Annotated in this window: 23 protein-coding genes; all 23 read right to left on the reverse strand. The window is 30.6% G+C overall.

What is annotated here, in order from left to right:
• Positions 1-35 precede the first annotated feature (35 nt).
• Positions 36-2660, reverse strand: a complete 2625-nt coding sequence (locus tag CSPA_RS21840) for a cation-translocating P-type ATPase (RefSeq protein WP_015394561.1) — start codon at positions 2658-2660, stop codon at positions 36-38.
• Positions 2661-2945: 285 nt separating this feature from the next.
• Complete coding sequence (locus CSPA_RS21845) at positions 2946-4592, reverse strand: putative manganese-dependent inorganic diphosphatase (protein ID WP_015394562.1); 1647 nt, start codon at positions 4590-4592, stop codon at positions 2946-2948.
• Between the two features lie 236 nt (positions 4593-4828).
• Positions 4829-5596 (reverse strand): flagellar hook-basal body complex protein, encoded by a 768-nt coding sequence (locus CSPA_RS21850; RefSeq protein ID WP_015394563.1) that lies wholly within the window; start codon positions 5594-5596, stop codon positions 4829-4831.
• A gap of 26 nt (positions 5597-5622) precedes the next feature.
• Positions 5623-6393 carry a flagellar hook-basal body complex protein gene (locus CSPA_RS21855; RefSeq protein WP_015394564.1) on the reverse strand — a complete coding sequence of 257 codons (771 nt, stop codon included), beginning with the start codon at positions 6391-6393 and terminating at the stop codon, positions 5623-5625.
• Position 6394: 1 nt separating this feature from the next.
• Positions 6395-6568 (reverse strand): hypothetical protein, encoded by a 174-nt coding sequence (locus CSPA_RS30335; RefSeq protein WP_015394565.1) that lies wholly within the window; start codon positions 6566-6568, stop codon positions 6395-6397.
• A 20-nt stretch (positions 6569-6588) separates the two neighbouring features.
• Positions 6589-7143: a hypothetical protein gene (locus CSPA_RS21860; RefSeq protein WP_015394566.1), complete on the reverse strand. Its 555-nt coding sequence runs from the start codon at positions 7141-7143 to the stop codon at positions 6589-6591.
• Between the two features lie 60 nt (positions 7144-7203).
• Complete coding sequence (locus CSPA_RS21865; RefSeq protein WP_015394567.1) at positions 7204-7935, reverse strand: FliA/WhiG family RNA polymerase sigma factor; 732 nt, start codon at positions 7933-7935, stop codon at positions 7204-7206.
• A 50-nt stretch (positions 7936-7985) separates the two neighbouring features.
• Positions 7986-8627: a flagellar brake protein gene (locus tag CSPA_RS21870; RefSeq protein ID WP_015394568.1), complete on the reverse strand. Its 642-nt coding sequence runs from the start codon at positions 8625-8627 to the stop codon at positions 7986-7988.
• Positions 8628-8639: 12 nt separating this feature from the next.
• Complete coding sequence (locus CSPA_RS21875; RefSeq protein WP_015394569.1) at positions 8640-9494, reverse strand: MinD/ParA family protein; 855 nt, start codon at positions 9492-9494, stop codon at positions 8640-8642.
• Positions 9488-10813, reverse strand: a complete 1326-nt coding sequence (gene flhF, locus CSPA_RS21880; RefSeq protein WP_015394570.1) for a flagellar biosynthesis GTPase FlhF — start codon at positions 10811-10813, stop codon at positions 9488-9490. Before flhF ends, CSPA_RS21875 begins: the two co-directional genes overlap by 7 nt.
• Positions 10814-12880 (reverse strand): flagellar biosynthesis protein FlhA, encoded by a 2067-nt coding sequence (gene flhA, locus CSPA_RS21885; RefSeq protein ID WP_015394571.1) that lies wholly within the window; start codon positions 12878-12880, stop codon positions 10814-10816.
• 208 nt (positions 12881-13088) lie between these two features.
• Positions 13089-14927 carry a fused FliR family export protein/FlhB family type III secretion system protein gene (locus CSPA_RS21890; protein WP_015394572.1) on the reverse strand — a complete coding sequence of 613 codons (1839 nt, stop codon included), beginning with the start codon at positions 14925-14927 and terminating at the stop codon, positions 13089-13091.
• Positions 14928-14940: 13 nt separating this feature from the next.
• Entirely contained in the window at positions 14941-15210 is a 270-nt protein-coding gene (locus CSPA_RS21895) for a flagellar biosynthetic protein FliQ (RefSeq protein ID WP_015394573.1), read from the reverse strand.
• A gap of 10 nt (positions 15211-15220) precedes the next feature.
• Complete coding sequence (fliP, locus tag CSPA_RS21900; protein WP_015394574.1) at positions 15221-16000, reverse strand: flagellar type III secretion system pore protein FliP; 780 nt, start codon at positions 15998-16000, stop codon at positions 15221-15223.
• The gene (locus tag CSPA_RS21905; protein ID WP_015394575.1) at positions 15990-16388 is read right to left on the reverse strand and encodes a flagellar biosynthetic protein FliO; all 399 of its coding nucleotides are present in this window, start codon (positions 16386-16388) and stop codon (positions 15990-15992) included. Before CSPA_RS21905 ends, fliP begins: the two co-directional genes overlap by 11 nt.
• Before the next feature lie 9 nt (positions 16389-16397).
• The gene (locus CSPA_RS21910; RefSeq protein ID WP_015394576.1) at positions 16398-16895 is read right to left on the reverse strand and encodes a flagellar basal body-associated FliL family protein; all 498 of its coding nucleotides are present in this window, start codon (positions 16893-16895) and stop codon (positions 16398-16400) included.
• Between the two features lie 61 nt (positions 16896-16956).
• Entirely contained in the window at positions 16957-17148 is a 192-nt protein-coding gene (locus CSPA_RS21915) for a flagellar FlbD family protein (protein ID WP_015394577.1), read from the reverse strand.
• A 223-nt stretch (positions 17149-17371) separates the two neighbouring features.
• Positions 17372-18436 carry a flagellar hook-basal body complex protein gene (locus CSPA_RS21920; RefSeq protein WP_015394578.1) on the reverse strand — a complete coding sequence of 355 codons (1065 nt, stop codon included), beginning with the start codon at positions 18434-18436 and terminating at the stop codon, positions 17372-17374.
• Between the two features lie 150 nt (positions 18437-18586).
• Positions 18587-18985: a flagellar operon protein Flg gene (locus tag CSPA_RS21925; RefSeq protein ID WP_015394579.1), complete on the reverse strand. Its 399-nt coding sequence runs from the start codon at positions 18983-18985 to the stop codon at positions 18587-18589.
• 9 nt (positions 18986-18994) lie between these two features.
• The gene (locus CSPA_RS21930; protein ID WP_015394580.1) at positions 18995-20203 is read right to left on the reverse strand and encodes a flagellar hook capping FlgD N-terminal domain-containing protein; all 1209 of its coding nucleotides are present in this window, start codon (positions 20201-20203) and stop codon (positions 18995-18997) included.
• Positions 20204-20215: 12 nt separating this feature from the next.
• Positions 20216-21604, reverse strand: a complete 1389-nt coding sequence (locus CSPA_RS21935; protein ID WP_015394581.1) for a flagellar hook-length control protein FliK — start codon at positions 21602-21604, stop codon at positions 20216-20218.
• 89 nt (positions 21605-21693) lie between these two features.
• A complete protein-coding gene (gene fliJ, locus CSPA_RS21940) occupies positions 21694-22137 on the reverse strand; it encodes a flagellar export protein FliJ (RefSeq protein WP_015394582.1) in 444 nt (147 codons plus the stop codon).
• Between the two features lie 146 nt (positions 22138-22283).
• A complete protein-coding gene (gene fliI, locus CSPA_RS21945; RefSeq protein WP_015394583.1) occupies positions 22284-23600 on the reverse strand; it encodes a flagellar protein export ATPase FliI in 1317 nt (438 codons plus the stop codon).
• Between the last annotated feature and the right edge of the window lie 28 nt (positions 23601-23628).

Raw genomic sequence — 23628 nt, forward strand, 5'->3', positions numbered from 1 at the left:
TAATAGTAAAATAATACACTTTGTCTCAATATCTATTATTTGGATTTAATTAGTAAATACACGCTATTTATAAATGCAATTATTCCTGAAAAGAAAATTACAATAAGCCATTGATTTAGCGTTAATGCTACAGTATGAAATATATTTTGTAAAAATGGTACATATAGTACTGAACACATTAGTAATACTGATATTAACACTGCACCTACTAAATATGGATTTGTCAATAATTTTATTTGGAAAATGGAATGTCTTTCAGATCTGCACTCAAATACGTGTATAAGCTGGGACATTACTAAAGTGCACAAAGCTAACGTCCTACATTCCTCTAAATTCATCCTATAAAATCTTCCAACCATAAATGATAACAAGGTACACAATCCTATAAGTGATCCTCTAACTAATATTTTCTCTACTAATCCCCTAGCGAAAATGCTTTCTTTCTTTTCTCTTGGAGGTTGTCTCATTATATCCTGTTCTGGTGGATCAACTCCAAGTGCTATTGCTGGAAGACCATCTGTAGCTAAATTTACAAGTAATATTTGAATTGGGCTTAATGGATTAGGTAAATAAAAAATAGTTGCTAGAAACATAGTTAATACTTCACCAAGATTACAAGATAATAAATATCTGATAAATTTTCTTATGTTATCATATATTATTCTTCCTTCTTCTACAGCTGCTACAATAGTAGAAAAGTTATCGTCCATTAGAATCATTGAAGATGCCTCTTTTGTAACATCTGTCCCAGAAATCCCCATTGCAACCCCTATATCAGATTCCTTAATTGCAGGTGCATCATTTACACCATCACCTGTCATAGCAACAATATTACCTTTTCTCTTAAATGCTCGTACAATTCTTAACTTATGGTTAGGAGATACTCTTGCAAATACTCTTATTTTTTTAATCGTTCCTTCTAATTCTAAGTCACTTATTTCTTCGATCTCTTCTCCTGTCATTACTTGGTCTGATGTATTGCATATATTCAAAGCTTTTGCTATAGCAAGCGCTGTATTTTGATGATCTCCTGTAATCATAACCGGTTTTATTCCTGCAAGTTTACACTTTAGCACTGCATCTGCTGCTTCTTGTCTAGGTGGATCTATACTTCCTGCAACACCTAAAAAAATCAGATTTTGCTCTAATCTCTCTCCTCTTGTTAAATGTTCTTCTTTATAAGCAGCAGCAATACATCTTAAGGCTCTGGAAGACATTGCAGTAATAAATTCCATTACTTGCTTTTTCTTTTGATATGTGAAAGGTTTAAGCTTACCACTTTCCAAAATCAAATCACATTTATCAATCAACCTTTCAGGAGCTCCTTTTACATAACAAGTTTCCTTTCCTTCCTCTTTTACTATTACAGACATCATCTTTCTTGTTGAATCAAAGGGAATATCATATACTCTGTTGGCTCTATTTATAAATCGTTCTAATTCTTTAGAATCGCTAAAAAATACATTAACCAACGCTGTTTCTGTTGGATCTCCATGCATAACTTCACACATTTTATTTTTAGTAAAGTCATAATTGCAATCATTACAATATACTAGTGCCTTCATAAACTTTGTATAGTCATTTAATTTTTCTTTTTCAAGTTCATGAATTCTTCCATTTAAATAAACTTCTTTTACAGTCATCTTATTTTGAGTCAAGGTTCCTGTTTTGTCAGAACATATTACAGATGTACAACCCAAGGTCTCTACTGCTGGAAGTTTTCTAATAAGTGCATTTTTCTTAAGCATTCTAGATACTCCAAGAGCAAGAGATACTGTGACAATAGCAGCTAATCCTTCTGGTATTGCTGCTACTGCTAAACTTACACCAAGTAAAAACATTTCTGTAATATCATTACCTCTTATTATCCCCATTATAGTTACAATAGCACAAATAATAATGCAGATAACAACAAGAATTTTACCTAAGGAATCTAATTTCTTATTTAATGGAGATTTTTCTTCCTCAATATTTTGAATCAAATCCGCTATTTTTCCCATTTCAGTATCCATTCCTATGCAGTCAACCTTAAATAAGCCTCTTCCTTTAACTACTGTTGTTCCCATAAATCCTTCATTATTAAGACCATTTTCTTTTTTGCTTTTTCCTAATTTATTGCTACCATCTTTCCCTTCTTCTGCTTTCTTTGAACTAATTTTATATTTTCCACATTCTTTATTCACTCCAACTGATTCACCAGTTAATAGTGATTCATCTACAACGATTCCTGAACTCTCAATAAAAAAGCCATCAGCTGGTATTCTATCACCAGCCTCTAAAATAACTACATCACCTATAGTTAAATATATTGAGTTAATAATTTTTATACTTGAATCTCTTAAAACTTTGCAAGTTGGTGCAGCTAACTCTTTTAAAGCTTCTAATGATTTCTCTGTTCTAAATTCTTGAACAAATCCTAATATTGCATTAATTACTACTATTATAAGTATAGTAACTGCATCTGCTTTATCTCCTATTATTCCCGAAATTATTGTTGCTGCAATTAATACCCAAACAATAAAATCATTAAATTGCGATAATAATATTTTTATAGCAGATATCTTCTTTTGATGCTTCAATTCATTAAGTCCAAAGTTCCTAATTCTCTTTTCCGCTTCCTTAGTACTAAGACCCGAAGTCAACTCTTTTTCCTGTATCACAACTTTTTCCTCCTAAATAGAAATATATTACTATATATATTTCACTTTAGAAAAGTTATGCACCTTAATATACTTTTCTATCACTTATAGATATAATTCTATCACCAATAAATATTATTCTATCCTATTTAAATGTAATTCCATGACCTTAAAATACTTTTATATCACCTCTAAAAAAATGCTTTCCCATCACAATTGACTATTAAAAATAAAATACAAAAAAGCAGTGTTTTTAAATTATCCCCGATAATTTAAAAACACTGCCGAAACACTTAACTGAATTAACTATTTCATTGAATTAATCACATTTGTAAGTGGTGGTATTACTTGTTTCTTTCTTGATAATACTCCTGGTAAGAAGGCCATTGAATCTACTAATTCAACCTTAAAAGTCTTTTCAATGAAATCAGGTCTATCTCCTGCAACTAATACCTGTGAGCCTTCAGTTAATATATCTGTTAATAATAAAGCAACTACAGCATAACCTTTATTATCTGCTTCACTTTTCATGAAACTTAACATTTCATCTTTTAATGGCATAAAGCCTTCAATATCCATTGTATTAACTTGAGCTACACCTACTTTATAATCTCCCATAGTGAAAGGCTTAAAGTCTTGGTTAAAAATTTGAGATACAGTTTTTCCTTTTAAAGAAGTACCTGCCTTAAACATTTCCTTAGCGAAATCTTCAATACTTGAGATACCAGCTATTTCAGCTAGCTTCTTACAAACTATTTTGTCTTGTTCTGTGCAAGTTGGACTCTTAAATAATAGAGTATCTGAAATAATAGCTCCACATAATAATCCAGCAACTTCCTTTGATGGTGTTAAATCAAGTTCAAAATAGCTTTTAGCAACTATAGTAGATGAACTTCCTAATGGTTCATTTCTAAAGAAAATAGGATTACTTGTTTGAATATCTGCAACTCTGTGGTGATCTATAATCTCAATAACTTCTGCTTCTTCTAGACCATCAACGGATTGACCTCTTTCATTATGGTCTACTTGAATTACCTTTTTCTTGTGATTTGAAATCAAATGATATCTTGAAACAGTTCCTATAACCTTACCATCTTCATCAACTACTGGATAGCTGTTAAATCTAGTCTCAGCCATGATATCTCTAATATCTTCAACTAAATCATCCTTTGAGAATGAAATTAAATCTTTAGTAGCCATAACATAACTTACAGGTATACTTTGAATTAATAATCTTGAAGCTGTAAAGGAATCGTGAGGGGTACTAATAATAGTAACTCCATTTTCCTTAGCTTTAGATAATAAATTTTCTGCAAGTTTATGAGAGCCTGTTATAATAATCAATGATGTTTTTATATCTATTAATGCCTCTTGCACGTCAGGTCTATCCCCTACAATTGCAATATCACCTTCATCAACGATTTCCTTTAGGCTTTCTGGCTGCATTGCTGTAACAGCAATTTTTCCTTTAAATACTTTACATTCTTCATTTATGTATATACTGCTAGCAGAAAGTGTATCTAAAATACTTTCAATTGATGTTTTACTTTTTGCTAATATATCATTATCTCCTATGTCCATATATGATGATGTTAAATTTGAAATAGAAAGAACTCCTATTAAATGTCCTTTAGCATCAGTTACTGGCAATGACTTTATATGATTATCTCTCATAATATTCCAAGCCATTCTTAAAGAATAATCACCTTTGATTGCTTCAATGGTATCAAAATTTAAATCTTCTACTTTAAGCTTAACTGTTTCTAATAATTTTGGAGCTTTAACTCCAAAATAATCTAAGATAAATTGTGTTTCTCTATTTACATTTCCAAGTCTTACTGGTACAGCAGGAAGATCGCTAGTTCTATTTTTAAATTCTGCATAACCATATGCAGCACAAATGGAATCTGAATCGGGATTTTTGTGTCCAGTTACATAAACTACGTTTTCCAAAATAATTCCTCCTATGTCTTTTAATAAAAAATAATACATATTTATTTTACTTTTAAAATTAATTTGTGTAAAGGCTAAATTTACATGCTGCTGAAGTTGAGAAAAATAAAAAAATGACAAGCTCTAGATGATAAGTTATGAACTAAAATACATACAGTTTTATAGATAACCTTTTTATCAAAACCAATATTTTACTTAACTAATAACTTATCAAATTTTACTTGCCACTAAACTAATTATCTCATACTATTAATCATGCCCCACATATCATCTGCAGAGGTTATTGCCTTTGAACTTAGTTGAAAAGCTCTAGTTGTTAATACCATATCTGAAAAAGCTTCAGCTGTATCAACATTCGATGCTTCTAAATAGCCTTGTTCAATATTATAATCATTACTTAAAGTTACTTGTGCATCTGATGCAGGAACAAAATGATTATTTCCAACAGGTACAAAACTTTTATCTCCTATAGATGTAAACACCGGTATATTCCCTATTACTGTCTCCTGACCATCAACTTTCATTGATATTTCACCATTTTGAGCTATAGAAATATTTTGACTATCTAATGCTGGATTACCTTCTGAGGCTCCATTAGCATATTCTACATACACTTTCGTTCCACTTGTATCAACCAAAACTCCATTTGAATCTACTTTAAAATTACCATCTCTAGTATATGCAACAGTTCCATCTGATTGAGTAAGGCCAAAATAACCTTTTCCATCAATAGCTAAGTCAGTCTTTCCACCAGTTGTAATAAGATTTCCCTGCTTATTACTTGCATAATTTGTACCTAACCTAACTCCTGTTCCAGTCACTGCTTTTTCATTTACTAAAGGGGTTCCCTTTCTGTTCAATGTATCAGTTACTAAATCCTTAAAATTTACATCTGTTCTCTTATAACCTGTTGTTTCATTGTTAACCAAGTCATTTGAAATATAATCAATTTTTTCTTGATATGCTGTTAACCCACTTTTTCCGGTTGCGAAAATATTAAACATAATTTTTTACTCCTTTATACCTATTTCTATACACGTCCTAATTCAGTCGCAGCTTTTTGAATTGTTTCGTCCTGCATTTTTACAAACTTTTGATTTGTTTCAAATTGTCTCTTTATTTCCATAAGCTTTACCATTTCTGTCGAAGGATCAACGTTTGAACCTTCAAGGAAATTCTGTCTTATATTAACTTTAGCATCATAAACTGGATTATCTGTTGTACTATAATTATCACCAATAGGCTCTAAATTTTTATAACTTTGAAAATCAGCAGTTAATAATTTATGTGTCTGCCCAATTCCATCTATGTTAATATTATTTTCTGCATCTAAAGAAAATTTATTATTTCCAATATAAATAGGTTCTCTCGCCCCTGTTGCAAGATTAGTACCTAGAACTTGAGATCCATCATTAGTAATCAAATATCCTTGATTGCTAATTTTAAAATTTCCATCTCTCGTATACACTTCTTGATTTCCATTTTGAGCTACAAAGAAGCCTCTTCCATCTATAGCAAAATCAGTTGAACTATCTGTAGCTTTAAGAGTCCCTTGTGTAAATACAGTTTCTACATCATTAACTTTTACTCCTAAGCTTAATTTTCCAATATCGTTTCTAACATATTTATCTCCATCTAGCTTTTGTCTATTTGATATCATAACATCATCAAAACTACTTTTTGTCAAATCACGCTTTTTATATCCTGTATTATTTATATTAGCAATATTATTTGTAGTTACTTCCTGATCATTTTGAAGTGCTATTAATCCTGAAACAGAAGTATACAATCCTCTTATCAATTTAATCCTCTCCTTTTAACAAAGATTTACTCTCATTTGGGTAAATCATACCTAATCCTCTAGCTTTTTGTTCAATTTGACTATCTGACAAGTTTGAAGTATAGTCATATCCCCACATGAATATTACCCCAATAACAAGTCCTATTCCTATCCCTAATAAAATTTTTTTATCCATGAGTTTCAAGATAATGCTTTTTATTTTTTGAATAAACCTTTTACTAATAACACTTCCCCCTTGCTCACAGATAATTCATGACATATTTGTTCTTCAGTTAATCCCTCTTCCAAAAGTTTTTTAATCTTATGAGTCTTATTGCTGTCAGTTTCTTTTGAAAATTTAATTTCAGATATTACATCTTCTTCATCAACCTTAACCAATGAATTTTCATTTATATCATCACTTTCTTTAGAAGCTTCACTATTTTCTATTAATAAATCAGAATTTATAACATTGTCACTTTTTAATTCTTCTTTATTTTCGTATAACTTTTCGTTTTTCTTAAGTATATTTATCTCACTTTTCATTTCTAAAATTTCTTCTTGCAATTCAGTAAGGCTTTCAGCTATATCTCTTCGCAAAATTCCAATTTCTATTTTATAATCTTCCAATTCTTCTTTATTATTGGAAAGTACACGTTCAAAAGGAATATCTAAACCTTCATGTGTATTTTTTGCCTTTTCCTCAATTTTAATAGCTCTATAATTATATATTATCAAACCTATTCCGATTGCTAATAATATTAATGGCATAAAACACCTCAAATATCAATGATCAATGATCAATTGTAAATTCATTTTAATATGTATAATTTAATCCATATAATGCAGTTTTCGCATACATTCTCTTAAACTACTTATGGCTCTGCTATGTAATTGACAAACTCTAGATTCAGATACACTTAATACTGCACCTATTTCTTTTAAGGTCAAACCTTCATAGTAATATAGATTTAATACTGTCTTGTCTTTTTCTTTAAGCAATTCTATTGCCTTAGTTAAGGTCTCCAGCTGCTCCTTATCCTGCAGATAGGAATCAGGACTTGGACTATTTTTATCTTCTATTATTCCAATAAGATTTACATCTTCATCATCCGAAAAAATAACATTTTCCAAGGAGACCATAGAAATGTAGTTGATATAATTTTCAATTTCTGCAACTTCGCTTAAAGATATACCTAAGTGCTTTGCAATTTCATCACAGGATGGCTCTCTGAGCAACTCAGCTTGTAAAGTATCAATTGCTTTATTATATTTATTTAGCTTGTCCATAGCTCCTTTAGAAATTGGTCTATTCTTTCTCAGTTCGTCTATCATTGCACCTTTAATTCTTATGGATGCATAAGATGAAAATTTCATTCCTTTTGTGCTATCAAACTTATTAATAGCATCCATGAGTCCAATCATACCATGACTCACTAAATCTTCATATTCCATATATTTATTTTTACCGAACATAACCCTTGAGGCAATATATTTTACTAATGGAATATATTCTTGTATTATTTGTTCTTTTCCATCAACATCTTTCTTTAATGCCTGCATACCCTCATTACCTCCCCATTTTTTTCTCATCTCTATTTTCCATCTAACATTTATACATTAGATCTTTGTTTTCTAACTATCTGGAAAAGTTCTTTGATAATAATTTCCACTTGTGTAGGCATGATGTCAACAAATCTTAAACCACATAATTTCTCTTTATCATCAGCTATTACACTTCTCACAAATTCACATCTCAATTCAAATTCTATCTTAGGAAGCTTAAGATCAACTAAAATTATGTCACCTTTCCTCAAATCCTCTTTAGTTTTCAGCCTTAAGCCACCAGCGCTTACGTCAACCATTAACCCTTTTTGATAAGGTATACTGTCAATATCATCCTCATCTATATTTGTTATTTTCTTAAATTGTATTTCTTGTACTAATTCAACCCTAAAAAAATTTCTTCTTTGTATCTTGGCCACATTAAAAGGTGTAGATAATCTGTAGTATATAATGTTTCCTTCTTTACCTCTTGAAAGCACCGTGCAAAAGAAATTATAACATCTGCTTTCATCTAAATAAGAATTAATCTCAATTTCTTCCCCTGTATGTAATACTAAATAATCTCCATCATATACCGGTACATTTATTCTCAAAAATTCATCTTCAACGTCTAAGATTAGCGATTTGTATGCTTTTTCATTTGCCACTATCTCTATTCTGTCATTAACTTTTAAGTTAAAATCAATCACCTTTAAATCCTCCTATGAAAATATATTGAATAGTCTTTTAAATAACCCCTTTGCTCCATTTAAAGAATTAACTTCTTGGCCCATAAGCTTCATGGCTATATTATGAATATCATTAGCCGCATCGCAATTTGGGTATAATACCACAAAAGGTTTTTGTTGTCTTACGCTTTGAACTAATTTCCTATCTTCCAGTATACATCCTAAGTATTCAATATTAATCTTCAAGAACTTACTAACTGCCCTGTCAAATTTTTTATAGGTTTCTTCTCCTTCTTCCTTTGTAAAAGCCTTATTTACAACAATTTTTGCTGTAGTCTTAAGCTTAAAATGATCAGTAGCCTTAATTAAACTGTAACCATCAGTTAGAGATGTTGGTTCAGGAGTCGTTAAGATAATTAACTCTTCAGAAGCTGCTATAAAAGATAATACATCCTTATTAACCCCTGCACCTGTATCCATTAAAATGTAATCATACTCGTCTAAAGTTTCAAGTTTCTCCAAAAAAAGTTTTCTTTCTTCTTCCGTTAACTCTTGAGCTTTATTTAATGCAGATCCAGCTGGAATTAAATTTACACCATTAGTTCCTTCTACAATTATATCCTTTATTTCAAGTCCAGTAAATACTATATCAAATATATTATGTTTAGGATATAATCCCATTAAAACATCATCATTTCCCATTCCTAAATCAGCATCAAAAATCAGAACTTTCTTGCCTTGATTTTGAAGAGTTATGGCTAAATTTACAACAAAATTACTTTTTCCAACTCCACCTTTTCCTGATGTCACAGTTATTATTTTAGTTGCAGAATTTTTTTCATCCTCTTCATTAACCAATCTTCTTAAGGCTTCAGCTTGATCTAGCATATAATTTCCTCCCCTAGGATGAAACTTGCAATCTTTTCCTTGGTTGGTACCATTATATCATCTGGTACATTTTGTCCAATAGTAATAAAACTAACTGGTTTATTCGATAATTTTGCTATATTATATAGAGACCCATATACTGTAGTTTCATCAAGTTTTGTAATAATTATATTATCAAAATCAAGTTCTGCATAACCTTTTAATATACTTTTAATATCACTATTTTTAGTAGTTGCACTTATTACCATATCGACATGATCAGGATTCGCCTTTTGTACAAAAGCTCTTAACTCAGAAATCTGCATTGCATTTTTACTGCTTCTTCCTGTTGTATCAATAAGAATGACATCACATTCCTTCATAGCTTCTATTGCTTCTTCCATTTCTTTCATGGTAATTACTACTTTAAATGGAATATTCATGATTTCTGCATATGTCTTAAGCTGTTCAATTGCTCCAATTCTATAGGTGTCAACTGTAATTAATCCAACCTTCTTCTTTTCAACAAGAGCTAATCTTCCTGCAAGCTTTGCTATAGTAGTAGTTTTTCCTACACCAGTAGGTCCAACTAGTACAACTCGTCCAGTTAAATTTTGTCTAGCTACTAATATGTCTCTTTCAAATACATCTCTTAATATTTCTATTTCATCAATATCCTCAGTTTTCATTGTTTCTGCAACACTTAAAATATCCTCTTGAAGCGCTTCATCAATATCTAGATCTTTTAGTCTTTCTTGAAGAAGATTTTCTGAAATTTCTCCATAAGTACCTGTCTTTATTACTTTATTTAATAAATCCTTTAATTCAGTTACTTCTTTATGTATTGATTCCATACTTGAATTTTCTTCATCATTACTTTTTACAGCTTTTATTTTGGTCTTGTCAGCTTTGTTTATTTGAGGTATATTTTCTTCTTTACTCTTAGCTGTTTCTTTTTCAACATTAGTATTATGTTCTAAAATTTTATCAAATAATGTTTCAGCCTTCACTTCTTCTTTGATTATATTATTACTATTAGAGGATAGCATTTCATTCTGCATGAGTTTTTTTATGCTTTCTAAAGAATTCCTAAATTCTTCTTCTTCATCCTTTTGTTTATAGTAATTTTTATCTTGTTTAAAACTCCTATTATCTTTTTCCTGATCTGTAGAATTTTCAACAGCTGCCGTAACTTCTATTAGTTTTTTTGATAATAAACCTATGATTCCGGGTCTTCTAACTTTTCTTTGGCTTATGATAATAGCGTCTTTTCCCAATTCGTATCTAATTCTAGTTAAACCTTCGTTCATGTCTTTCACAAGATATTTTTTAATAATCATCTAAATTCTTATGACTCCTTCACTATTAATTTGAACATCATTTGGTATTTCATTTAATGAAAGTACCATAATATGTGGAAATACCATTTCAATTAATTTTCTAAATACAGGTCTTATATTTGGTGAAACCAATATGATTGGCTGATTATTATAGAAATATACTGATTCTACAGTATTTTTAATACCTGTAAGTATATTAGTTGTCGTTTCTGGGTCAACTGTTGGGAATGAACCTTGAACAGATTTTTGTATATTATTTGATACTATTTCTTCAATGCTAGGATCTAATGTTACAACTGTAATTGTTCTATTCTCATCAACCACTTGATTACAAATAGTTCTTGCCAATGCAAATCTAACATATTCAGTTAATACTTCTAAATCTCTAGTATTTTTAGAGTTATCTGCTAATGATTCCATTATAGTAACTGTATCTTTAATTGGCACTTTTTCTCTAAGTAAATTTTGTAATACTTTTTGAAGCTCACCAATTGATAATAAGTCTGGTATAAGTTCTTCAACAACTGCACTATATTTATCCTTCGCATTGTCCACAATTAGTTTAACTTCTTGTCTGCCAAGTAATTCATAAGAATGACTCTTAATAGTTTCAGTTAAATGAGTTACCATAACAGTTGTTGGATCAACAACTGTTAATCCTTTAATTTCCGCTTCTTCTCTTTGATCCTTATTTATCCAAACTGCTGGAAGACCAAACGTTGGTTCAACAGTCTTTATACCAGGAATATCTGAATTTTCTCCTGTAGGATCCATGCAAAGCAACATGCTTGGCATTAATTCGGAAGAAACAACCATAGTTCCCCTTATTTTTATTATGTACTCATTAGTCCTAAGTTGAAGATTATCTCTAATTCTTATAGGTTGTACAACTATTCCCATTTCAATAGCACATTGTCTTCTAACTGATGCTATTCTTTGAAGTAAATCCCCTCCAGAAGCTTCATCTGCAAGTGGAATAAGACCATATCCAATTTCCACTTCCATTGGCTCTACAGAAATTAAATTCATAACATTTTCTGGTTCTTTACGCTCTGCTTGTATAATTTCTTCCTCTTCTGATACAATTTCCTTCATTTCTTTTACAGCTGCATCTTTATAAAGCAAATATGTCAATGAACCCATTGCTAAAGAAGCTGCAAAAAATGGGATTTTAGGCATACTAGGCACAATTCCCAAAAATAACATTATTGCACTAGCGATTCCTGTTGCTATAGGAAATCCTGTTAATTGACTTGACAATGTATCTCCTAATGTTTCTGTACTTCCTGAACGTGTTACCAAAATACCTGAGGCTGTTGATATTAATAAGGCTGGGAGTTGACTTACAAGACCATCACCAACAGATAAAATAGTATATGTTTGTGCAGCAGTAGCAGCACTCATATTCTTCCCAAGTATTCCAATTATCATTCCACCAACAATATTTATAATCGTAATTATAATTCCGGCTGTAGCGTCACCTTTTACGAACTTAGATGCACCATCCATAGCTCCATAAAAATCAGCCTCTGATTGAAGGTCTTTTCTTTTTCTCTTTGCTGTCTCTTCATCTATTAATCCTGAATTTAAGTCAGCATCAATACTCATTTGCTTACCAGGCATAGCATCAAGAGTAAATCTTGCAGCTACTTCTGAAACTCTACCTGCACCGGCAGTAATAACCATAAATTGAATTACGACTATAATTAAAAATATTACAATACCAACTACATAATTTCCACCTATAACAAAGTTTCCAAAGGCGGTAATAATTGTTCCTGCATCAGCATCGAGCAATATTAACCTTGTAGAAGATATGTTAAGCGCTAACCTAAACAATGTTGTAACCAGCAATAGTGTTGGGAAAACGGATAATTGTAATACACTTGTTGTAAACATCGTAATCAATATTATAATTATAGAAATTGTTATGTTTAAAGCTAAAAGTAAATCTATAAGTTGTTTTGGTAATGGAATTACAATCATTAACACAATAGTAATAATTGCAAATGCTATAATTACATCCAAATTATCCTTTATATTCAGCCTTTTGTTACCAAACTCCAAAATTTAAACCTCCCATTCATATTTTACCACCATAATTAAAATCTAAAGGGCATATTTATTTCAAATTAAATCAAATTGTATTATATATCTATATTCTTGCTTAATTGCGTTTATCCTTCTAAATTATTCAAATTTCAATCATCTAATATAAATATATTAGCGATAAAAAATTGATATTTGAATATTATCAATTAAACATTGACATTTCTTATTTTTTAAGTTTCATTACTACAACTAAAACTTCTGCAACAGCTTGATACATATCCTTAGGTATATCTTCGCCTATTTCCACTCTATCATACATTAATCTTGCCAAAGGTTTATTTTCGATGATCGGAACATTATTTTCTTTAGCAACATTCTTTATCTTAAACGCAACATAATCGGCTCCCTTAGCCACTACTTTCGGAGCTTCCATATCTTTACCTTCCTCATATTTTAAAGCAATTGCTAAATGAGTAGGATTTGTTATTACAACTGTTGCATCTGGAACAGAAGACATCATTCTTCTCATTGCTACTTCTCTTTGCTTCTGCTTAATTTTTCCTTTTATTACCGGATCTCCTTCTGCATTTTTATATTCATCCTTAACTTCCTGCTTACTCATTTTCATATCTTTTTTATACATTTTCTTTTGAATATAATAATCTATAGCTGCAATTACAACAAGTACTATACAAATTTGTTTAAAAACTCCAACCACTAGATTTTTAACTTCATCACTCAAAGAAGGTAGATAAAGATTTGAAATTCCTAATATATTTTGATAATTTCCTGCTAAGTATTTGTATGATATTATCGATACAATTGTTACTACAACAATGTTCTTTAACATACTTACCATGCTTCTTTTCGAAAACATATTCTTAAATCCAGAGAAAATATTCATTTTTCCTAATGAAAATTTCAATGCTACTGGAGTAAAAACAATACCAGTTTGTAACAAACTTGCCACAATTCCCCCTATCATTAAAGGAAAAATAAAGGGAAATAAGTAACTTGCTGTTTTCATTGCTACAGTAGTTACTATATAAGAAAGAGAAATCTCATTAAAGTTTTCCAGCATTGGAAATCTAAAAAAATAAATTATTACATCCTTAAATCCACTAGTTAATACTCCCCACGAAGCAGATATTACTGCCGTACATATTATCATAGTTATTGCAACAGAAACATCTTTACTCCTAGCTATCTGACCTTTCTTCTTAGCCTCACCTTGTTTCTTTGGTGTAGCTTCTTCTGTTTTGTCATCAGCTGCAAAAATAAGCATTAATGGAACTGCAGGAATCAAATTAACTATTTCCCGGAAAATACTTGGTAAATTATATATAGCTGTACCTAGTAATTTAAGCATTAATGGCAACAGTATAGTGTATGTAATTAACCCTAGCAAATTTTTTATTGGAACACCAAAAATCATAATAGGAATAGTTGGTACTGTTCTTGAAATCAGCCCCAAACATACATCCGTCATAACAATTATTAATACTACTGGAATTGCTATTTTTATTCCCAATGTAAAAAATGTTGAAATTGTCTGCATTACTCCCATTAAAGTTTCTTGATATACAATTGTTTTTCCAATAGGAACTATTTTAGTACTCTCCACTAACATATTTATAACTATATGATGCCCATCAATAATAAAGAAAAATGCTACTGCAACAAAGTGTGAAAAGTTTCCCAGTAAAGTTGATGAACTTTGACTTGTTGGATCTATTACTGATATCATTGAAAATCCTGCATGAATATCCATCCATTCTCCTGCTAGCTTAGCAGCATGAAAAACCAAACTTGTAATATATCCCAAGATTAAGCCCGTAGTAATTTCACTTACAGCATATATTATCAATATATAACTACTATTAATAGCATTAACTGTAGAATAATCTATTCCAGACATCATCCCAAAAGCTAAAATTAAAGAAAAAACACCTTTCATAATTTCAGGTGTTCCAGTTGGAAAAAATACTTGAACCGCTATAAAATATGAAGTTAGCCGCAAAACTAATAGAAACAATGCTAGAAAGTAGGCTATATCTACCAAAAGCCTTCCCTCCTTATGTAATTACTTTTGATATTAAATCAAAAATCCTATGTGTAAAAGACATTATCGTTTCAAGCATCCAACTTCCTAAAAATATTCCCACTGCAGCTGCTGCAATTAATTTAGGTACAAAAGTTAAGGTTTGTTCTTGTATTTGAGTTGATGCTTGTAATATACTTATAATCAAACCTAATACAAGTACAACTATCAATATAGGTGCAGCTACTTTTGCTGCTGTTACTATTGTATCTTTAACTACAGCAGTAAGCATTGTCTGCGTCATAATTTTCACCTCACATAAAACTCTGTATTAGTGATTTAGTTAATAAAAGCCATCCATCTACCATAACAAATAGTATTAATTTAAACGGTAAAGATACCATTGTAGGAGGAAGCATAAACATACCCATAGACATTAAAACACTGGCTACTACCATATCAATAACTATAAATGGTAAATAAATCAAAAATCCTATTGTAAATGCTGTTTTTAATTCACTAATAGCAAAAGCTGGAATCAAACTTGTAAATGCTACATTTTCTCTTGTTATATTATTTGCATCCACACCACTAATATCTACAAATAATTTCAAATCATCTTGTCTAGTTTCTTTTAACATAAATTCCTTTAATGGTTTTGATGCCTCTTCATAGGCTTGTTCTTGTGTTATTTTATTATCTAAATAAGGTTGTATTGCATTTGTGTTTATTTGAGTATATACAGGTCTCATAATAAACAAGGTCAAAAATATTGCAAGCCCTGTTAATATTTGATTTGGAACTGCCTGCTGCACTCCCATTGCACTTTTAAGAAACGAAAATACCACGACTATTCTAGTAAAAGATGTCATCATTATAACAATTGAAGGTAGTAATGATACAATTGTTAAAAATATTAATATCTTTATACTAGCAGCATAATCTTGTGGAGTACCATTTTGATTTCCAAGAGAAATATTTAATTGTGGCATATTAGTATTACTCGGAGCAGCATATGCATGTACAGTTGAAAACATTATTATTCCAATAGCCATCATAAAAACAAATGCTATTTTTCTTTTATTATTTTTCATGCTTCTCTTCCTTTGATCCTATATTCTTAATTGTCTTTGAAATCATCCCTTTAAATTTAAGCCCTGCCTGCTTGTAATTTTTAATTATTTCCTCATTGGACTTCTTCTTATTTTCTTCAATGTTTTTAATTTCATCTTCTGATAGTTCTGATAGCTTTTCCATATGTCCTGCTGTACTAGTCATTATGTATCCTTTTTCTCCTATTTTAACTATCAATATGGAATTTTCTTTTGTAATCTGGACTCGATCTATAACTTTTATATATTTATTATTATTAATAACATTATATTTTGAGCCCATAACTTTAAAACTTAAAAACATTAAACCAAAAGTAACTCCCAATGCAAAAATAAGTTGTCCCAATGATTTAAATAATTCAAAATCCATTTTGTCTCCTTACTGAACTAACATACTTTTGAATCTTATATCTGTAATTTTTCCTTTTGTTAAATCTTTATTTATAGCTTCAATTAATTCCTTTTTCATAGTCTCTCTATTTGCCACATTATTTATAAAGTCAGCTTTTTGACTCTTAAAGAAAAATATAATATCATCTCTTATAACTACTTGATTTTCAGTTAATTCTTGTTGAAACTTTGTTTTGGTTTTATCATATCCTAAAGATAATTCACCCTTAAAATATCTTTTACCACCTTCATCAGCCAAATTAACCGTGAATTCTGCTAAATCCATATAAGCATTTTCTACCACAACTTCTTGTGCTTCAACAGTTTTACTTTGCTTCATAAACAAATATACTCCACCGAAGGTTGCAGCACCTAAAACTAATAATCCTAAAATAAATAGAACTACCATTACCCCTCTATTACTTTTACCGCCCTTTTCAACATTTTCAGCAGCATCATTTTCTTTATTCTTTTTTCCAAAAGCCATTATATTCACTCCTTACTATTGCAACTCTCTCTAATAATAATTAATTTATGCATTTTATTTATTATACCTTTAATGTAAATATTTTATTTTTATATACCATAACAGCATTTCTCACTTCATCAATGCTTTCAAGTACTATGTATTTTCTCCCATTCGTTAATGTTATTATTGTTTCAGGTACTTCCTCAATTTTCTCAATATGATCTGCATTCAATACAAACTTTTCATGATTCATTCCCGTTACATTTATCATAACTTTTCACCCCTTTAATATTAACTGTACAGTTCACAATACACAATCATTTTCTGCTGTATATTTACCAAAATATTTTATATTATGTTAATAAATACATCCAATAATTGTGCATTGTGCATTGTGCATTGCAAAATTCACCCTAAATAAATTTTGTAATCCCAATTTTAATTTATTGCAAGTTGAGATAAACTCAACTTGCATTAATTTAATTTTCTCTTAATTATCTAACTAAACCTGTTATTGTTGTAAGAATTTCATCTCCTGTAGATATTAACTTTGACGCAGCTTGGAAACTCTTAGATGCTGTTATCATATCTGTAAATTGTTCTGTTAAATCTACATTTGATCCTTCAAGAGCACCTTGAATTAAAGATCCATATCCAGCTGAATTATCTGGTGTTGTGGCAGTTTTTGTTGTTGCATCAACTTTTCCATTTTTATAAACAGTTGGCCCTGAGTTTGAAGAATTTAAACTCATGTTTCCTCCAAGATCAGTTAAGCCTTCTGGGTTTTTAAAACTTGCCATAGCAATTTGACCTATTGCAGCTCTTTTACCACTTCCAAGTACACAAGTAATAACTCCATCTGATCCTATTTCATATTTTTTTACTGGATCATTTACAGTTCCAACTTTAACACTGTCTGGTATTGCTAAAGGTCTCATTGTATTATCACTTGTTTTTAAATCTTTCATATCTGCATTTACATAAGCAGCTTCTATAACGCCACTAGTAGAATTATATGCTAAACTTGGAGTACTAGCTGTTCCACCAGTATTTGTCGCACTAGTCATATAATATCCCATAACTCTATGTCCATCAGCAGTTAATAAATTTCCTTGGTAATCCAATGTTAGATTTCCATCTCTTGTAAACAAAGTTTCAGAAAGAGTACCAGTAACACTTGTTGGATTCGTTGTAGAAAGTCCATCGGCAGGAGTAATAGTTATACCACCTGTTATATCACCTTTAGCAACTACTAAATATCCGTCACCATCTATACATACATCAAGGCTTCTTCCGGTTGCTAGTGCATTACCTTGTCCCATTAATTTATTAATGCTTGAAACCTGTGCCCCAAGACCTACTTGCTTAGCATTTGTACCTCCAAGAGCTGAAGTTGGTGCAGTTGCTTCTCCAGCATTTTGGTATAGCATGTCCTTAAATCTTACACTTGAAGACTTAAATGCTGTTGTTGATACATTTGTTATATTATTACCAATAACATCTAATTTAGTTTGATTAACCTTCATTCCGCTTATTCCAGAATACATAAATCTTAACATAAACGTTCCTCCCATTTATTATATTTTGCTTGCTTCTGTCATTCTGCAAGCTTAGCCCCCACCGTGTCAGTTCACAGTTTACAAGGTACAGTTTACAGTTTCTTCAACTGTAAATTGTAAACTCATAACTGTAAACTGACTCAAGTCCAGCTATAATATCACAACACTATCTATATTTGTAAATATGTTGTCCTTTGCTCGATCCTTTTCTACAGCTGTTATTAAAGTTTTGTTTTCAACACTAGCTATTAACGCTACATCTTTATATAACATTACTGTATTTTTAGAATTCTTGTCTTTTGCAATTTCAAACCCTTTTTCTATTTCTTTCATATCATCTTCTGTAAAATTAATTTCATTAAGCCTTAAAGCTGCATGTTTTGATACTGTAAATCCAGTATCTTTTGCCTTAGCATTTTCTAAAATGCCCTTAAAACTTGATTCATCATTATTTCGATTATTAACACTTGCTTTACTTTTTTGGATAAAATCTACCTGAGCAAAATTTCCCATAGGATAAGCTTGACCGTTAATTATTCTATAACTCATTGCTATCACCTATCCATTTTGCACGTCTTGTGCTTTTTGTATGTCTTCATTAATAGTATCCGAATTAAAGGTATTACTTGTAGAACCCTTAACATCATTTGTTTGACTTGCTAATTTTGCTTCTGCTGCTGCCTTTTTAGCTGGATCAGTTGTAGTAGATGTATAATCTTCAAGTTTAACATTCATATCTGCATCTGTTAAATTTCCTGATTTCACTATTTCAGAGTATGGATAATCTGTAGTTGTAACTGTTTCTTTTCCATCTGCATCAAAGGTTGCTACACTTACTTTTACAACATTATTTTGAAGGAATGCTTTTTTAACAGTTCCTTTCACTAAAGATTGAATTCCATTGTCATCAGTGTGAACAATAATGACTTTATTGTCAGCATTGTTAGCTAAAGCTTTAGCTGCTGTAAGATCAGAATTTTGAATATAATCTTCAAGTGTTACATTCATATCTTCATCTGTTAAGTTACCAGCTTTTACTATTGAAGAATATGGATAATCGGTAGTCGTAGTTGACTCTTTTCCATCAGAATCATAAGTTGCAACTCTCATTTTTACTACTCCATTATCTAGGAATGTACTCTTAACTGTGCCTTTTACTACTGACTGAGTACCTTTACTATCAGTATTTAAAATAACAACTTTATTATCCTTATTACTAGCCAAACTTGAAGCTGCCATAAAATCAGAATTAACAAGCATACTAGCACTTGTATTTTCTGTAGTTCCCAACACAGATTTTAATGTACTCGCTTCAAATACTTTAGATACAATTTTCCCACTTTCCTTCACATCAACAGATAAATACCAAGTATTATTCATTCTAGATACACCTTTAACAATACCTGTATAATCATACCCATCAGTATCAGCAACACCAACTGTAACCCCTTTTCCAAGCAAAGCTTGATATGAATAAGCACTCATAGTCTTATTTAAATCACTCATTTGTTGCATTGTGGTCATTTGAGCCATTTGAGTAACATATGCAGTATTATCTTGACTTGAAGAAGGATCTATATTCTTCATTTCTGCAACCATTATCTTCAAAAAAGATGAACCATCAAGATCGTTATCCCTTGACCTTTGAATCAAAGTCCCTCTATCTGTAGTTTGTTTTCCATAAGTTTTTGCTCTTTTTGCTGCTGCTGCGTCATCAACAGCTTTTTTACCTGTTATAACATTAGTTGTATTCATTTGAGAATCCAAAATTGTCACCTCCTATGCAAAGAAACTTATATTATTATTCTCTTCAGCTAAATTTTCCTCTGTTTCTTCACCAGCTATACCTTGAGTATTTGATACTCCATCTTGAGCATTGCTGTTCTGTTTGTTTTGTTCTCCTGCAAGTTCTCCTTGAAAACTTTGATCCTTAAAGAAAGTAGTATCATCTTGATAAAGCTCAATATTAACATCAGAGATCTTTATATTTTGTTCACTTAGCTGCTTTTTAATTTCTGTTAAGTTTTGAGAAAGTAACGCTGTTGTTTCTTTTGAGTTAGCTTTTAAATTTGCTTTCATAACTCCATCTTCTTCAACTAATTTAATAGTAATTTCACCCAAGTTTCCTGGGTTAATCTTTACAGTTAATTCTTTTAGTGAATTATTACTCATATACTTAACATCTTTTATTAAGTCATCTGCAAATGTAACCTTGTTAATAGTAAGACCTCTAGCAACAGTATTTGCTCCCTGATTTTGTATTGAAGATGTTCTTGCTGCAAACAAATTAATCTTGTTCGAAGAATCATCCTTATTATCATCAAGTAAAGAATTTAAGAATTTATCTTCCTTTGAAAGTTCCTTATTTTCATTAGAAGTTGACGAATTTTCTTCTTGACTAGAACTATCACTACTACTCTTACTTTGTGAATAACTCTTATTTAAAATATCTTCAAGAGTTAATACTTTATTAGTTTGAGCATGTTTATTTTCTAGTATATTTGATATTTCTGACATTAAATTCTTAATACTGTTCTTGATATCTTTAGTAGCTTCTGATTTATCATCAGCTAAGCTAGTACTTAAATTCCTTAAAATTTTATCTACTAATTTTAAGGAATTAGTATCCAGCTTATCGGATTCACTCTTTAAAACTCCCATAATTTTTTCTAATAAATTATTGGAATTATTGTTTGAATCTTGTTTTTTATTAATTTGCTCAAGTATTGCTTTTAACATATCAGAATCAACTTTACTATTTCCTTTTAAATCTTCTTCTTTTATTCCAAATTGTGCTAACAAGTTCAATAATTCTGCTAATACATCATTAACTTTATCTTTAGAATCAGATTTACTATCTTCTTCTAATTCTTTAAGTTTTTCATTCAATTCATCAACCTTATCATCAGTTTTAGGTGTACTCTCTGTATCAACTTTCTTACTATCATTTGGAACTTCTTTTTGATTATAGTCCTCTACCTTTTCAGCATCTCTTTCTTTTGTAGAAGTTTTTGAATCTAATACATTCTTAAAATCTTCGCTTTTGTAAGTAGATTTATATAATTCAGAATTTGATTTATCTAACGAAGTACTTGTTCTGTAATTCTTTACTGAAGTATCTACAGTATTCATTAATGAATCAGTTGACGTTTTAATAGCCATAACCATATATTCTCACCTCCTTTCAATGATCAAAATCAATTATCAATGAACAAATACTTGTCTCTTCATTAACAATTGAGTATTGAAAATCACTTTTAATTCCCTATCCCACTATTTCTAACATATGCATAAAGAGCTAATTCATCAAGATTAATTTGTTCTATTCTATCTTGTTCCTTAACATATGCAGAGTACTTTTTTTCCTTCAAAGTTTGAACAGTTTTTCTTTCCATCTGCTTAACAGTAAGATCTCTTCTTCTAACATTAATTTCCTGTTCTTTTTTTTCCAAATCTTTCTCTGTTGTTTCTATTCCACTTTGAAGTCCTTGAAGATAATATCTTTTCAATTTTTGATATACAACATCTTCATTTGGAGATATTCCATTATATTTGTGAAAATTCTCATTTAATTCTTCTAGCTTTTCTTCTATCCTCTTTTTTTCTCTTTGACTTTCGGTAAATAATCTTTTGCTTTCCTCTTCCTTAGCTATTCTTATTTCAAGAAGTTTTTCTAACCCAAACTTAAACTTCTCAGCCAAAGTAAATCCCCCTTTATTTTAGTTTACAGTTTATGCCCTTTAGGGTACCCTGTGGGCAATTTACAGTTAACAGTTATGAATTAACTGTTATTATATTAATTTCTATAAATTAATTGTTATTTATAAAATTTAATAAAGATTTTCCATTATTTAAACATCGATACTAAACCATTTTGTGTTTCTTCAAAACTTGATTTTTCTTCAATACCTTGACATAGAAAATCATTTAACATTTCATTATAATTAATGGCCATATCTATTTTTCTATTACTTCCTTTTACATAAGCACCTATATTAATTAAATCTTCAGAATCTTTATAGGTAGCTAAAAGATCTCTAGCTATCGATGCAGATTTTTTATGTTCATCTGGTGCTATTTGACTCATAAGTCTGCTGACACTATTTAGTATATCTATAGCTGGATAGTGATTCTTATGCGCTAAATCTCTAGATAAAACTATATGTCCATCAAGTATACCTCTAACAGCATCTGCTATTGGTTCATTAAAATCATCCCCATCAACTAGAACTGTATAAAACGCTGTAATTGACCCATCTGCTGAAGTACCCGATCTTTCCATAAGCTTAGGAAGCTTAGCAAAAACAGAAGGAGTATATCCTTTAGTTGCTGGAGGTTCCCCTATAGCAAGTCCAACTTCTCTTTGAGCCATAGCAAATCTTGTAACTGAGTCCATCATAAGAATTACTTTTTTACCTTTATCTCTAAAGTACTCTGCTATTGCAGTGGCTGTTAATGCCCCTTTAATTCTTATTAAGGCCGGCTTGTCTGATGTAGCACATACTACAACTGATTTTTTCATACCTTCTGGTCCTAGATCCTTTTCAATAAACTCTAAAACCTCCCTGCCTCTTTCTCCAATAAGTGAAATAACATTAACATCAGCCTTAGCTTCTCTTGCTATCATACCTAAAGTAGTACTCTTACCAACTCCACTACCTGCAAAAATACCAATTCTCTGTCCATCTCCACAAGTTAAAAATCCATCAATTGCTCTAACTCCTGTTGGCATTATTTCTTTTATTCTCTTTCTTTTCAATGGATCTGGAGCTTCATTTTCCAAAGGATACTCTTCTCCATCCATTGATATACTATCACAATCAAGAGGTTTACCAAGACCATCAATTATATGTCCAAGTAATTTATCTGAACACTTTATACTCAGTGGTTTACGCTGTGGTACAACTCTACAGCCTGGTGAAATTCCAATAAGTTCATCTAGAGGCATAAGAATGACAAATTCCTCTTTAAAACCAACAACCTCACAATTTACCGGAAAATTTCTTTCATTATATATGATACAAAGTTCACCAACAAAAGCTTTTATTCCTTGCACTTCAATTGTAAGTCCTATTACCTTTTTTACAACACCTTCACAATATATTGTGGATATATTATTGACCTTTTTAGTCAATTTTTGAAAATCCAAATCTAGCTCTAGCATTCTCCACCCCCACTTGTGCAGTTTACAG

It is taken from the genome of Clostridium saccharoperbutylacetonicum N1-4(HMT) (genome assembly GCF_000340885.1).
Lineage (GTDB): Bacteria > Bacillota > Clostridia > Clostridiales > Clostridiaceae > Clostridium > Clostridium saccharoperbutylacetonicum.